This is a genomic window from Stenotrophomonas sp. GD04054 (assembly GCF_029836955.1).
Lineage (GTDB): Bacteria > Pseudomonadota > Gammaproteobacteria > Xanthomonadales > Xanthomonadaceae > Stenotrophomonas > Stenotrophomonas maltophilia_A.
Window position 1 is genome coordinate 1 of sequence record NZ_JAOECR010000023.1, and the last position, 12,423, is coordinate 12,423.

General features: G+C 66.6%; 10 protein-coding genes and 3 tRNA genes. 7 read left to right on the forward strand and 6 right to left on the reverse strand.

Going from position 1 to position 12,423, the window contains the following annotated elements; translation table 11 throughout:
* Positions 1–97: 97 nt before the first annotated feature.
* Together N7573_RS12195 and N7573_RS12200 are read right to left on the reverse strand one after the other, a co-directional pair.
* Positions 98–994, reverse strand: a complete 897-nt coding sequence (locus N7573_RS12195) for a M48 family metallopeptidase (protein ID WP_032130290.1) — start codon at positions 992–994, stop codon at positions 98–100.
* Positions 995–1,083: 89 nt separating this feature from the next.
* Positions 1,084–2,970, reverse strand: coding sequence for a formylglycine-generating enzyme family protein (locus N7573_RS12200; protein ID WP_049423890.1), 1,887 nt, complete (start codon positions 2,968–2,970; stop codon positions 1,084–1,086).
* A gap of 84 nt (positions 2,971–3,054) precedes the next feature.
* Between N7573_RS12200 and rnd the strand changes: the two genes are divergently transcribed.
* Together rnd and N7573_RS12210 are read left to right on the forward strand one after the other, a co-directional pair.
* Positions 3,055–4,134 (forward strand): ribonuclease D, encoded by a 1,080-nt coding sequence (gene rnd / locus N7573_RS12205; RefSeq protein ID WP_032130292.1) that lies wholly within the window; start codon positions 3,055–3,057, stop codon positions 4,132–4,134.
* A 90-nt stretch (positions 4,135–4,224) separates the two neighbouring features.
* Positions 4,225–5,298 (forward strand): hypothetical protein, encoded by a 1,074-nt coding sequence (locus N7573_RS12210; protein WP_032130293.1) that lies wholly within the window; start codon positions 4,225–4,227, stop codon positions 5,296–5,298.
* Between the two features lie 75 nt (positions 5,299–5,373).
* On the opposite strand, the gene N7573_RS12215 is transcribed toward N7573_RS12210, so the two are convergent.
* Positions 5,374–7,704 (reverse strand): TonB-dependent receptor, encoded by a 2,331-nt coding sequence (locus tag N7573_RS12215; RefSeq protein WP_032130294.1) that lies wholly within the window; start codon positions 7,702–7,704, stop codon positions 5,374–5,376.
* A 237-nt stretch (positions 7,705–7,941) separates the two neighbouring features.
* On the opposite strand from N7573_RS12215, the gene N7573_RS12220 reads away from it, so the two are divergent.
* A tRNA-Ala gene (locus N7573_RS12220) sits at positions 7,942–8,017 on the forward strand.
* Positions 8,018–8,079: 62 nt separating this feature from the next.
* On the opposite strand, the gene N7573_RS12225 is transcribed toward N7573_RS12220, so the two are convergent.
* Positions 8,080–8,250 carry a hypothetical protein gene (locus N7573_RS12225; RefSeq protein ID WP_165929940.1) on the reverse strand — a complete coding sequence of 57 codons (171 nt, stop codon included), beginning with the start codon at positions 8,248–8,250 and terminating at the stop codon, positions 8,080–8,082.
* A gap of 161 nt (positions 8,251–8,411) precedes the next feature.
* Here N7573_RS12225 and N7573_RS12230 point away from each other — a divergent pair, with 161 nt between their 5' ends.
* Positions 8,412–8,897: a hypothetical protein gene (locus N7573_RS12230; RefSeq protein ID WP_279913532.1), complete on the forward strand. Its 486-nt coding sequence runs from the start codon at positions 8,412–8,414 to the stop codon at positions 8,895–8,897.
* A gap of 6 nt (positions 8,898–8,903) precedes the next feature.
* Here N7573_RS12230 and N7573_RS12235 read toward each other — a convergent pair whose 3' ends face one another.
* Positions 8,904–9,665, reverse strand: coding sequence for an SDR family oxidoreductase (locus tag N7573_RS12235; protein ID WP_032130300.1), 762 nt, complete (start codon positions 9,663–9,665; stop codon positions 8,904–8,906).
* A gap of 132 nt (positions 9,666–9,797) precedes the next feature.
* Here N7573_RS12235 and N7573_RS12240 point away from each other — a divergent pair, with 132 nt between their 5' ends.
* Entirely contained in the window at positions 9,798–10,640 is an 843-nt protein-coding gene (locus tag N7573_RS12240) for a methylated-DNA--[protein]-cysteine S-methyltransferase (protein WP_279943167.1), read from the forward strand.
* A 145-nt stretch (positions 10,641–10,785) separates the two neighbouring features.
* Here N7573_RS12240 and N7573_RS12245 read toward each other — a convergent pair whose 3' ends face one another.
* Complete coding sequence (locus tag N7573_RS12245; RefSeq protein ID WP_279913850.1) at positions 10,786–11,811, reverse strand: NADP-dependent oxidoreductase; 1,026 nt, start codon at positions 11,809–11,811, stop codon at positions 10,786–10,788.
* A 334-nt stretch (positions 11,812–12,145) separates the two neighbouring features.
* Between N7573_RS12245 and N7573_RS12250 the strand changes: the two genes are divergently transcribed.
* Together N7573_RS12250 and N7573_RS12255 are read left to right on the forward strand one after the other, a co-directional pair.
* Positions 12,146–12,221: transfer RNA gene (locus N7573_RS12250), tRNA-Phe, on the forward strand.
* 73 nt (positions 12,222–12,294) lie between these two features.
* Positions 12,295–12,370, forward strand: a tRNA-Phe gene (locus N7573_RS12255).
* Positions 12,371–12,423: the final 53 nt, after the last annotated feature.

Consider the following 12,423-nt stretch of genomic DNA (forward strand, 5'->3'; position numbering starts at 1 on the left):
ACGTCTCCCGCAACCGGACCCACCCCGCCATCCCACGGAATGCACGCTGTTGCTGTTGCTTCGGCAGGTGCAGGGCGCAGCCCTGCCGAACAACCCTCTACTTTGCCTGCTCGCAGAACTTCTGCCGGTACTCGAGCGCCTTCGGCATCAACGCCTGCAGGTTCTGGATGCGGGTGCCCGGGTTGGGATGGGTCGAGGAGAATTCCGGCGGCGCCTGGCCACCGCTGGCCTGGCCCATGCGCTGCCACAGCGGCACCGCCTCGCGTGGATCGAAGCACGCCGCTGCGGCCAGCATCAGCCCCACTTCATCGGCCTGCGTCTCGTGGCTGCGCGCATACGGCAGCAGATACCCATAACCCATCGCCGACATCATCATCTGTTGCTGCTGCGCATCCATGCCGCTGGCGGCGCCGGCCACCTGCCCGATCTGGGTCAGCTTCTGCTGGGCCATCCGCTGTGCACCGTGGCGCAGCAGCGCATGGGCAATCTCATGGCCCATCACCACCGCCATCGCATCACGGGTGCGCGCCACCGGCACCAGCCCGGTGTAGACCGCCATCTTGCCGCCCGGCAGGCAGAACGCGTTGGCCTGCTCGGATGGGATCACATTCACTTCCCACTGGAAATCCCGCGCGAAATGCGCCGGCTGCACGCCGTGCTCCTGGGCCAGCGCGGTCTCCACCACATCGACCTTGGCAATCAACCGCTGGGCGATGTCGCGCACATCGCGCGCGATCGGCGCATTGGGATCCATCGGCCGTTCCTGCGACAGGATCTGCTGGTAGGCCTGCAGCCCCAAAGCGGTCTCCTGCCGCGCATCCAGGCTGCTGTCGATCATCACCTTCTCGCCGGTATACGGATCCACCGTGCGGTTGGAAAACCAGTAGAAGACCGCATAGCCGGCGGCCAGCAACAGCACCCACCAGCGGATGTTGCCGAACAGGCCGCGCCGTTGCGGGCCTTGCGGCGAGCGGGAGAAGGGATCATTGCGCATCGGGTCGGCTTCCAGCAGGCCCCGCCGGCCGGCGGGCACGGCGCAATCTTAGTGCGCCGATGCCAGCAACGGGTGAAGCCGGCCGCCGATCAGATGCCGCGCACCAGGCGGAAGCCGATGCGCGCGTTGGTGGTATCCGAGTCCTGGGATTGCCGCCAGGCGGCACGGGTCTGCTCCGGCGCATTGGCCCAGTTGCCGCCCCGGATCACCCGTGCGCGGCAGCCCGGGTTGAACCAGGCGGCGCCATCGGAGGGCGCGCGCCGGTAGCTGGCATGCCAGCAATCGGCCACCCATTCGCTGAGATTGCCGCCCATGTCGTGCAGGCCGAAGGCATTGGCCTGGAAACTCCCTACCGGTGCCGGCCCCCACCAGCCATCGCCATAGCCGATGAAGGCGTTGTGCCAATGCCGCCCGGACGGCGACACGTCCTTGCTGCCGGTGAAATTGCCGCTGCCCGGCGGCGGCGTGCCGGCATCGCCCCAGGGGTAGCGACCACTGCTGCCACCGCGCAGCGCGTACTCGAACTCTGCTTCACTGGGCAACCGGTAGCTGCGCCCGGTCTGCTCGGACAACCACGCCGCATAGTTTTCGGCATCGCGGATGCTGACGTGCATCACCGGCGAATTGGCCATCGCGCGGCCACCGTCGTAATCCGAGCGCCAGTCCACGCCGCTGCGGCGGATGAAGTTGCCGCTGCGTTCGTCATAGACCACCGAATGGCCGCGCCGCGTCGCCCGTGGGCGCGCATTGGTCGCCTTCACGTAGCGCTGGAAATCGCTGACCGTGACCTCGGTGATCGCCATCGCAAAGCCTCGATCAAAGCGCACATAGTGCGATGGTCGCTCGGCATCGCTCGAGCCCGGCTCGGCATCGCCGGCGCCCATCTGGAAACCGCCATGCGGCACCACCACCATCTGTGGCCCGCGTCCGCCATCGCGCATGGCGTCGCTGAACACCTGTCCAGGGCGGAAGCTGCCGTAGTGGGTGGCCAGATCGATACGCTCACGCAGCTGGGCCACCACCGCGTCTCCCGGCAGGGCGATGCGCAGGGCCTCGGCCAGTTTCTCGCGCGCCGGCTTCAGGCCCTGCGGCGTGGACAGGTCGCGCAGGCCGTCATCGCGCAGCTGCAGCAATGCCGCCGCACGGATCTGCTCGATGCGCTCGAACGCGTCGGCGATGGTGGGCGACGAGTCGCGCACCTTGCTCGCTTCGGCCAGCCAGGTGCCGGCGCTGGCGAAATCGCGCGTGCGTGCCGCGTCTTCGGCGCGGCGGATCAGTCCACTTTCGGCCGCGGCCAGTCCCTGCCGTGCGCGGCTGTTGTCCTCATCCAGTGCCAGTGCCTCACGGAAGTTGCCGATGGCCCCATCCCCGTCTTCACCGATCCGGTCCGAGCGCAGGTCCTCTTCGCCGGCGCGGTTATAGGCCACCACACGCTGGGCAAGCTCCACCCGTCCCTGCAGCGCACGCACCTTTTCGTCCTTTGGCGCCAGCGTCAGCAACACCAGCGCCTGGCGGCTGGCCTCAGCCAGCGCCTCGCGCTGCTTCAGCGGCCGCACCAGCAACGCATCCGCCTGCTGCTGCAGGCGCTGGCGGGCGCGCTGCAGGCCTTGGCGAGCCTGGCGGTCATCCGGATCCTCTTCCTGTACCGCCAGCCACAGCGGGATGGCGGCATCGGCATCCTCATAGAGCCGTCCTTCGGCGAACGCCTGCTCGGCGGCGCGGCGCAACTGGGCCAGGCTGCGGCCCTGGCGGTCCACCCGCGGCGGCGTCCACTGCTGTACATCCTCGGCGGCATCCTCACCGGCGATGGTCACGCTGCCCTGCCCGGCCTGCGGGCGCTCGTCGCTGTCTGCGTCCGCGGACGGGCGCGCCTGTTCCCCGGCACTCCGGTCCGTTGCCGTGGGGGGCGACGGCGTGCAGCCGGCCAGGGCCAAGGCCAGGGCGGTGCACAGCACGGGTGACAACGAAAAACGCAAGCAGAGCCTCCTTCGGCACGGACGCGCACCGACGTTAGGCTATTCTCCCCTGCCTGAGCAAACCCGAGTAGTAGGCCCTGACCCGTGGCAACCTGGATCACCACCCCCGCCGAGCTGGATGCGTACTTCCAGCAGCGCCCGACCCGCATCGGCCTGGACACCGAATTCATCCGTGAGCGCACCTTCTGGCCGCAGCTGGCCCTGGTGCAGATGGCGGTCGGGCAGGACATCCTGCTGATCGACCCGCTGATTCCCGGCATGACCGAGGCGCTGGCGCCGTGGCTGGCCGATGAATCCATCACCAAGGTGATGCACAGCGCCAGCGAAGACCTGGTCGCCTTCAAGTGGGCCTGCGGCGTGCTGCCGCGGCCGCTGTTCGACACCCAGATCGGTGCTGCGCTGGCCGGCATCGGTGGCGGCATGGGTTACCAGAAGCTGGTGGCGGAAATCACCGGCGTCGCCCTGGCCAAGGGCGAAACCCGTTCGGATTGGATGCGCCGCCCGCTTTCGGAGTCGCAACTGCAGTATGCCGCCGACGACGTCGAGCACCTGTTCGCGCTGCATGACGCCATTGATGCCAAGCTGCAGGCACTCGGCCGCCAGCAGTGGCTGCATGACGATGGCGAGCGCCTGCTGGCCAGCGTCGCCAATGACGAAGACCGCTGGCCGCATCTGGCGATGCGCTCGGCGCAGTTCCTCGACGCGGCCGCACAGCACCGCCTGCTGCGCCTGCTGCGCTGGCGTGATGTGCAGGCACGCAACAGCGACCGCCCGCGAAGCTGGATCCTGGACAACGAACTGGCCGCCACCCTGGCGCGCACGCCACCGGCCGACGAGGCTGCGCTGGGCAAGCTGTTCGAGCAGTTCCCGAAGGCACCGCGCAAGCTGGCCGGCGCGGTCTGGCAGGCGCTGTCCACACCGCTGGCCGATGAGGCCGGGGCACCGCTGGCGCTACCCGCCAACGACAGCAACAAGCAGGCGGTGAAGAAGCTTCAAGACGCGGTGGCCGAGCGCAGCCGCGAGCTGGGCCTGCCGGATGGCGTGCTGGCCTCCCGCAAGCATCTGGAAAGCTATCTGGAACGCCGCCAATGGCCGGCAGCACTGGCCGGCTGGCGCCAGCAGGAACTGGAATCGCGGTTGCAGGCGCTGCTGCCGGCACGTTGATGGCACAAGGCGCCGGACCACGCCGGCGCCGTGCACCTCAGGCCTGCTGGGGCCGTGCTAGGGTTTGCCGGTACTGACAAGGAGACGTCGATGCAGACCCTCAAGATCGCGACCGCCTGCGCACTGCTGCTAACCCCGTTGGTCCTGGCATGCGCTGGGCAGGCCGCACCGCTTTCCTATGCACAGGAAAAGGAGAACACAGCCAAGCTGGTGGACATCATTGACGGTGCCACCCGCGATGGTCTGGTTGCCGTGCTGGTGCCGGCCCCGTATGTCGTGCACAACGGCGGGCCAGGCGTCGGCTCTCCGGTCCCCGGCTTTCATCTGGGCAACCGCTCGACCGACCTGCCCGGGTTCTCGACGCGGGTGTCCTTCCAGCACAAGGACATTCCCTCCCAGGGCTATGTGCAGCTGTTCAACACCAACGAACTGGAAACGGGCCCGCAGCGGACGGTGTTGATGGACGTGTTCGAGGTGCATCTGATTCCGCCGGGCACCTATCTGCTGAACGGTGCGGAGAACTACCGCCTGAACACCCGCGTGGCCAAGCTGAAGCCGCTGGGGACCATGGACGAAGTATCGAAGGACATCGGCGCCACCCGCCTTGCCGACGTCGACTACCGTTTCTATTCCTGGAAGAAGGTCTGGGTACCACCGGGCGTCCTGACCGATCAGCACTCCCAGCAGGTCTGCATCTCGGTGCACGTGGCTTCCGGCAACTGCGTGGCATGGGGCACCCAGAACTATGAAACCTCGCGCCCGACCGAAGGCTACTGGGATGACAGGATCGTCCCTGAAGACATCCCTGCCGTACGCATCCAGGCGGTCATCGCCAAGGCCCACGCGCCACTGGCCTTCACTGCCCACGAAGGGCAGATCCTGCTCAGCCCCTTCATTGTTGCCGCCGACGGCGATATCGATTTCAACGCGAACGACTGCGCACCGGTCGACAAGCTGACGGGCTGCGCCCTGCGCCGCTTCAGGGTGCACTACCAACCCGCGCCGTTGGACGCTGCACGCAAGCACATCGCAATCACCTCGCGCGGCCTCAACGGCAAGCAGCGCAAGGTACTGGAGCGGATGGAGGCGATGCAGCTGCAGGTGCTGGGCCCCAGTGCGCCGTCCGATGCAGCGCTGGGCAAGGGCGTCAGCGCCACGCCTTGAGCACGGATGATGCCTGGCCAGCAACGAAAAACGGCGCTCGATGAGCGCCGTTTCCGTTACACGACGGGGTAAGGCTTACCAGTTCATGTTCAGCGAGACACCGACGGTACGCGGCTCGTTGTAGACCGCGGCCATGTAGTTCTCGATCACACCCTTGAGGTTCTTCTCGTTGGTGATGTTGCGCGCGAACAGCGCCACTTCGTAGGCACCGTAGTTGCCCGAGTAGCCGATCTTCAGGCCACCCTCGAAGTCACCCTTGGAGTTGAACTCCTTGCTGTCGTACAGCACGAAGCTGGTGTAACCCTGCTTGTTCCAGTCGGTGGAGACGAACATGGTGCCGGCGTCGCTCACCGGGAAGTCGTAGCGGGCCGCCAGGTTGACGTTGTACTTCGGCGCGTTCGGCAGCGGGTTGCCGTCGATCTGCGCGAAGGTGTTGGCACCGACCTTGATGGTCGGGTCGCCGACGGTGCAGACCACCTGGCCATTGAGGCCGCAGACCTGCGCGTACACGCGCTTGTCCTTGATCTCGCTGTGCAGCAGGCTCAGGCCGGCGCTCAGGGTCAGGTTCGGGATCGGACGCAGCTCCATGTCCGCTTCGAAACCATAGGCCTTGGCCTTGTCGGCGTTGAACAGCACGCCGTTGCCGTCCGAATCGTTGCCGTTGAGCTGGATGTCGTTGACGGTGTAGGTGAACGCGGTGGCGTTCAGGCGCAGGCGGTTGTCCCACAGGCTGCTCTTCACGCCCGCTTCCCAGGACAGGATGGTCTCGGAATCGGCGGTGGTGAAATCGGCATTGAACACCGCCGAACGGCCCTGGATGGTCGGGCCGCGGAAGCCGCGTGCGACCTTGGCGTAGACGCTCACGTCCGGCGTGATCTGGTACATCGCGCTCAGATCCCAGCTCGGGGTGGTATCGGACATCTTGACGTCGGTGCGGCCCTTGTAAGTGACCACGCCGGCGGCGGTATCAGCGGTCTTCAGCAGACGGGTGTGCTTCTCGTCCTTGGTCTGGCGCAGGCCGGCGGTAACGGTGAACTTGTCGGTGAAGGCGTAGCTGATCTGGCCGAAACCGGCCCACGAGGTGTTCTTGTTGCGCAGGCGCACCCAGTTGTTCGGGTTGCGTGCCGCGCCCTGCAGGAACCACGCGCGCTGGTAGAAGTCGGTGGTGTCGCTGCCGTTGAAGTAGAACGCACCGGCCTGCCACTGCAGGGCGCTGTCGTCATGGCTGGCCAGGCGGAACTCCTGGGTCCACTGGTCCAGGTCGCGGATGCGGCCCATCGACTGGCCGTAGCCGTTCGGCACCCCGTTGACCGGGAAGTTCACCGCAGCGCCGCCGTCGGTGTCGCCGCGGCTGTAGCCGGAGGTGGTTTCGTAGGCGGTGATCGAGGTGAAGTCGATCGCGCCGAAGTCGTAACGCGCCTTCACCGAACCGCCATAGGTCTTGTACGCCTGCGGGTTGTTGCCGGCTTCGTCGTAGGCGACCTTGTCGCGCGGCACGTCGGTCTTGTTCGAGCCCTTGGTCAGCGCACCGCGCAGGAACAGGGTTGAGGTGCCTTCGTAATCACGGGCGTGGGCCGAGGCCAGGATCGAGAACTGGTCGCTCGGGGTCAGCAGCAGCTGGGCGCGCACGTTGCGGTCATCGAAGCCGCCCATGGCGTTCTTCTTCGGGCTGACCGTGCCGTCGGCGCTCGGGCCCTTGTAGGTGTTGTCGACGTAATCGTCGCGGTGCTGGTACAGGGCCGACACACGGAACGAGGCGATGTCGTTGATCGGGCCACCGAAGCCGCCGTCGATCGACACGCTGTTGTAGGACGCGTAGCTGGCGCTGACGCGGCCGGTGTAGTCCTGGGTCGGCTTCAGGGTGTCGAACTTGATGATGCCGGCGGTGGTGTTGCGGCCGAACAGCGAGCCCTGCGGGCCGCGCAGCACTTCCACCTGGTCCACGTCATAGACCGGGTTGGACTTCAGCACCACGTGTTCCAGCACTACGTCGTCCTGGATGATCGACACCGGCTGCGAGGCACCGAGGTAGAAGTCGATGTTGCCCAGGCCACGGATGTAGAAGCGCGGGAAGATGCGACCGGTGGTGGTTTCCGCATACAGGCTCGGCACGCGGCCGGACAGCGCCAGCAGGGTGTCGTCGCCGCCGGCGGTGAAGTCGCGCATGCGCTCGCCCTGCACCACGCCCACCGAGACCGGCACTTCCTGCAGGTTCTGCTCACGGTGTTCGGCGGTCACGGTGATCGTGTCCAGGCCGGTCGGGGTCGGCGCGCTGTCCTGTGCGGCGGCGCCGAAGCTGCCGACCAGGGCCAGGCCGGCACAGGCCAGGGCCAGCGGATGGCGGCGGAAGGAAACGAAGGAAGACGACATACCCGACAGGCGGCGGGAATCGGAATGGGAGGGCATGAAATGCTCTGAGGAGGCGTCCGTGCGGCCTGCGCGAGCCGGGCGGCAAAAAGGAGGATAACTGCGCAAGCCGCCATTATCCCCCAAATTGTTACGATTTCGTTGCGCAGCACCCAAACCCGGCGAAACAAGCGGTTTCGGCACAGTCACCCGCTGATGTGCCTCGCGTCTCGACATGGAATTCCTTTGATCGGCTTGGCAAGCGGCAGGCGCTTGGCTAGACTGATGCCCTGCCGTGGGGCCATAGCTCAGCTGGGAGAGCGCGTCGTTCGCAATGACGAGGTCAGGAGTTCGATCCTCCTTGGCTCCACCACTATTCAGAAGAACCCGTAGATCTCTGTGATCTGCGGGTTTTTTCTTTTCAGCGCCCGCGGCTCAGGCCGGCTCCTCGCCGCCGTCCTTGCGCTGCGGGCTGCGCGAGTGCGTATCGCGCACCTGTTGATCGCGCTGCCCCGGCCGCTGCTTGGCCACGTCGTCCTGCTTCCTGTCCTGGCGGCTTTCCTGGATGCCCTGCTTCGGGTCCTGATCCTTGCCTCGCTCGTTCATTGAAATCTCCCTCGCCGGCGGAACGCCAACGTTGCCCATCACGCTAGAGGTTGCCGGGTAAGCCACAGGTCAGTCCTTTGCCAACGTCATGTGCAGGCACTGGCTTGCCGCTGCGGCCCCCGTGCAGCCAGAATCCGAGGCACCACGCCCACCGGTATGCCATGCCCTCTTCTGTCCAGCACGCAGCACACGCCGTGCCGATGCGCCTCGATGCGACCGACGGCAGCATCCAGCTCGGCAATCTGCCGGCCTTGATCTGCCCCACGCTCTCACTGGATGAAGCGCGCATCGCCTTTACCGCCTTGGTAAGTGGGGAGCGTGATGTCGGCACCAGCTATCACTGGTTGAGCCTGCACCGGCTCAGCCTGGGCGGTGCGCCCGCTGGCATCAGCCTGTGCTTCCACGGGCAACAGCTCGACATGGTGACGATGGGCGTCGATCTACCCGGTGCAACACTGGAAGACGGCTGGCCAACCCAGGCAGCGATCGATGCCGAAGTCGCGTTCATGCGCCGCACCTTGGCCACGGCATTGGGGCGAAAACTGGCCGGCGGCTGCGCCCGGTTCAACTGGGGCGAAGCCTGGGCCCGTTTCGATCCGAAAGGCTTCATGGCCAGCAGCGGCATTCGCTACTCACCACGCACGTGACCGCGCTCAGGTACGGGTGATCGACACCCCACCCTCCACGCGCATCGCGGTACCCGTAACGAAACTGCTCTCATCGCTGGCCAGGAACAGCGCCGCATTGGCGATCTCCTCCGGCTCGGCGAGGCGCTTGAGTGCGTGCAACGAGCGCACGAAGTCGCGGGCATCGCCGGTCGGTGCGGCCTGCCGGCCCATCTCCGTATCGGTGCCACCGGGCAGCAGTACGTTGCTGCGCACACCGCGCGCACCGTATTCGGCAGCGATCACCTGGCTCAGGCCGATCAGCCCGGCCTTGCTTGACGCATAGGCCGCCATGCCCGGGAATCCCACGGTGTGGCCGACGAAGGTACCGACGAACACCAGCGAGCCGCCGCCGCGCGCCAGCAGTGCCGGCAGCTGCGCGCGTGCCGCATGGAAGGCGGCGTCGAGATTGGTGGCCATCACCTCGCGCCAGGCATCCACCGGAAACTCCGCCGCCGGCACGCCCGGGCCGAGCATGCCGGCATTGTTGAGCGCGATGTCCAGGCCGCCGAATGACTGCTGGGCCAGATCTACCAGCGCCTGCGCCGTGCCCGGGTTGGCCACGTCGGCGGCATGCACCACGGCTTCGCCACCGGCAGCGCGAATCTGCTCGGCCAGCGCCTGCAGCGGCTCCGGGCGCCGTGCGTTGAGCACCAGCTTTGCTCCTTCGGCGGCGAAGCGCAGCGCGCTGGCGCGGCCGATACCGGCGCTGGCACCGGTGATGAGAGCGATCTTGTTGTTCAGGCGCATGGTCGTGGTACCGGTTGTGAAGTGGCCGCCACGATGCCGTGCGTTCGGCCCGCCAACACTCCGTTTCCGGGCCTCACAGGTGAGTGCAGGAAACGGAGTTTCCGCAGCACCGGCACGTGCCAGAATCCGGCCATGGACAGTACCGCCACCACCGCCCTCGATGACCGCATCGAACGGGTCTGCCGCCACCTGCAGACCAGCCTCGACGAACCCTCGCTGCAGGAACTGGCCGATATTGCTGGCTGCAGCCCGACGCGCCTGCATCGCCTGTTCAAGCAGTCCACCGGGCTGACCCCCAAGCAGTACGCCGCCGCGCTCCGCGCCGACCGCCTGCGCACCGGGCTGGAACAACAGGAACGCATCACCGACGCCTTCCACGATGCTGGCTTCGGTTCCAGTGGACGCTTCTACGAGAACGCACCGAAGTTGCTGGGCATGACGCCCAAGCAATGGCGCGCAGGGGGGCGCGGCGAAGTCATCCACTTCGCGCTTGCCGAAAGCTCACTGGGCAGCGTGCTGGTGGCCAGCAGTGCCACCGGCGTGGTCGCGATCCTGCTCGGCGACGATCCGGAGACCCTGCTGCAGTCGCTGCAGCAACGCTTCCGACAGGCCGAACTGGTGGGCGCCGACCAAGGCTACGAGCAACTGGTGGCACAGGTCGTAGGCATGGTCGAGGATCCTTCGCGGGGCGCCACGCTGCCGCTGGATATCCGTGGCACCGCGTTCCAGCAACGGGTGTGGCAGGCACTGCAGCAGATTCCGCGCGGGCACACTACCTCGTATGCGGATATCGCCGCGCGTATTGGCGCGCCGCGCTCAAGCCGTGCCGTCGCACGCGCATGCGCAAGCAATCCGTTGGCGGTGGCCGTGCCCTGCCACCGCGTGGTGCGCCGCGATGGCGACCTGTCCGGCTATGCCTGGGGCGTAGCGCGCAAGCGCGAACTGCTGCGCCGGGAAAAGGCCTCGACTGCCTGACGTGGGTGCCGACCTTGGTCGGCACACCCAGCTTCCGGTAGCTGCCGACCTTGGTCGGCACACTCAGCTTCCCGTAGGTGCCGACCTTGGTCGGCACACCCAGCTTCCCGTAGGTGCCGACCTTGGTCGGCACACCGCCAAGGCCTCAATCCAGCTTCACCACCAGCTTTCCGAAGTTGCGCCCCTGCAACAGCCCGAAGAACGCCTCCGGCGCATTCTCCAACCCTTCCACCACATCCTCGCGGTACTGGAGGCGGCCGTCGCGCAGCCACTGCGGCATCTCGCGTTCGAAGTCCGGCCACAGATGGTTGAAGTCGTGCACGATGAAACCACGCACGGTCAGGCGCTGGCGCAGGATCTGGCTGAACAGTGCGGGCAACCGGTCCGGGCCGGGCTGCTCGACGCCCCGCTCGTTGTAGGTGGCGATGGTGCCGCACACCGGAATGCGGGCGAAGTCGTTGAGCAGCGGCAGCACTGCATCCAGCACGTGCCCGCCCACGTTCTCGAAGTAGACGTCGACGCCCGCGGGCACCGCCGCACGCAGCTGCGCGGCGAAATCAGCGGCGCGATGATCCAGCGCCACGTCCACGCCCAGCGTCTGCAGATAGGCACGCTTGGCTTCGCCGCCGGCGATGGCGACCACGCGCGCGCCCTGCAGCTTGGCCAGCTGGGCCACGGTCGCGCCCACCGGCCCGGTCGCGGCAGCCACCACCAGCGTCTCGCCCGGCTTCAAACGGGCGATTTCATGCAGGCTGGAATAGGCGGTGAAGCCGGGCATGCCATACACGCCCAGCGCGGTACTCAGCGGCAGTCCGGCCGGGTCCAGGCGGCGCCCCAGTGCCTTGGCCGGCAGCACCGCGTGGGTCTGCCAGCCACCCGGCGCCAGCACCAGCTCACCTGCGGCTACGCCCTCGGCGTTGGACTGCAGCACCTCGGCCACGGTCTGCCCTTCCATCACCGCGCCCACCGCCACCGGCGCGGCATACGAGGGGCCCTCGTCCATGCGTCCACGCATGTACGGGTCCAGCGACAGGTAGCGGTTGCGCAGCAGCACCTCGCCATCGGCCAATGACGGCAACGCAACCTGTTCCAGGCGGAAGTTGGCTGCACTTGGCGCCCCCTGCGGACGCGACGCAAGCACGATGCGGGAGGTGGTCGAGGGATCGGACATGGCCAGGTCTCTGCTGTTGCCAGCATCAGGAAAGGAGTGCCGACACTACGCCGCAGCCATCCCCGATGGCGGCCACGAAAACAGCGTTCCATCGCCCGGACCGGCGCAGGTCCGGCGCAGCCCTTGCCCTTGCAGCTTTGGCGATCGCGGCGATCTGCTGATTTCCACCGCAGACGATGATCGACTGGCCACGCCCCGCCCCAGAACGGAGGATCAAGCACTTGCGAGCGCGCAGACGGCAATGTGAAGAAATCTTGGCAAAACGCTTGCCGAAGGCAGCCGACCTCCGTAATATACGCGTCCTTGGCAGCGACCTCGCTGCAACGAAACATGTGGCCGAGTAGCTCAGTTGGTAGAGCAGGGGATTGAAAATCCCCGTGTCGGCGGTTCGATTCCGTCTTCGGCCACCACTTTCGAAGGCCTGCAGAAATGCGGGTCTTTTTTTTCCGGAAACCGGGTTTGATCACGGTTGCCACACAATTTGGCCGAGTAGCTCAGTTGGTAGAGCAGGGGATTGAAAATCCCCGTGTCGGCGGTTCGATTCCGTCTTCGGCCACCATCTTCAGAGACCTGCAGAAATGCAGGTCTTTTTTTTTTGCGCGATCGTGCCTG

Bases quoted from the DNA above. Each gene is read 5' to 3' on its own strand.
- N7573_RS12235 (WP_032130300.1), bottom strand. From the start codon at position 9,665: ATGCGCCTGAACAACAAGATCGCTCTCATCACCGGTGCCAGCGCCGGT.
- N7573_RS12210 (WP_032130293.1), top strand. From the start codon at position 4,225: ATGCAGACCCTCAAGATCGCGACCGCCTGCGCACTGCTGCTAACCCCG.
- N7573_RS12195 (WP_032130290.1), bottom strand. From the start codon at position 994: ATGCGCAATGATCCCTTCTCCCGCTCGCCGCAAGGCCCGCAACGGCGC.
- N7573_RS12225 (WP_165929940.1), bottom strand. From the start codon at position 8,250: ATGAACGAGCGAGGCAAGGATCAGGACCCGAAGCAGGGCATCCAGGAA.
- N7573_RS12240 (WP_279943167.1), top strand. From the start codon at position 9,798: ATGGACAGTACCGCCACCACCGCCCTCGATGACCGCATCGAACGGGTC.
- N7573_RS12230 (WP_279913532.1), top strand. From the start codon at position 8,412: ATGCCCTCTTCTGTCCAGCACGCAGCACACGCCGTGCCGATGCGCCTC.
- N7573_RS12245 (WP_279913850.1), bottom strand. From the start codon at position 11,811: ATGTCCGATCCCTCGACCACCTCCCGCATCGTGCTTGCGTCGCGTCCG.
- N7573_RS12215 (WP_032130294.1), bottom strand. From the start codon at position 7,704: ATGCCCTCCCATTCCGATTCCCGCCGCCTGTCGGGTATGTCGTCTTCC.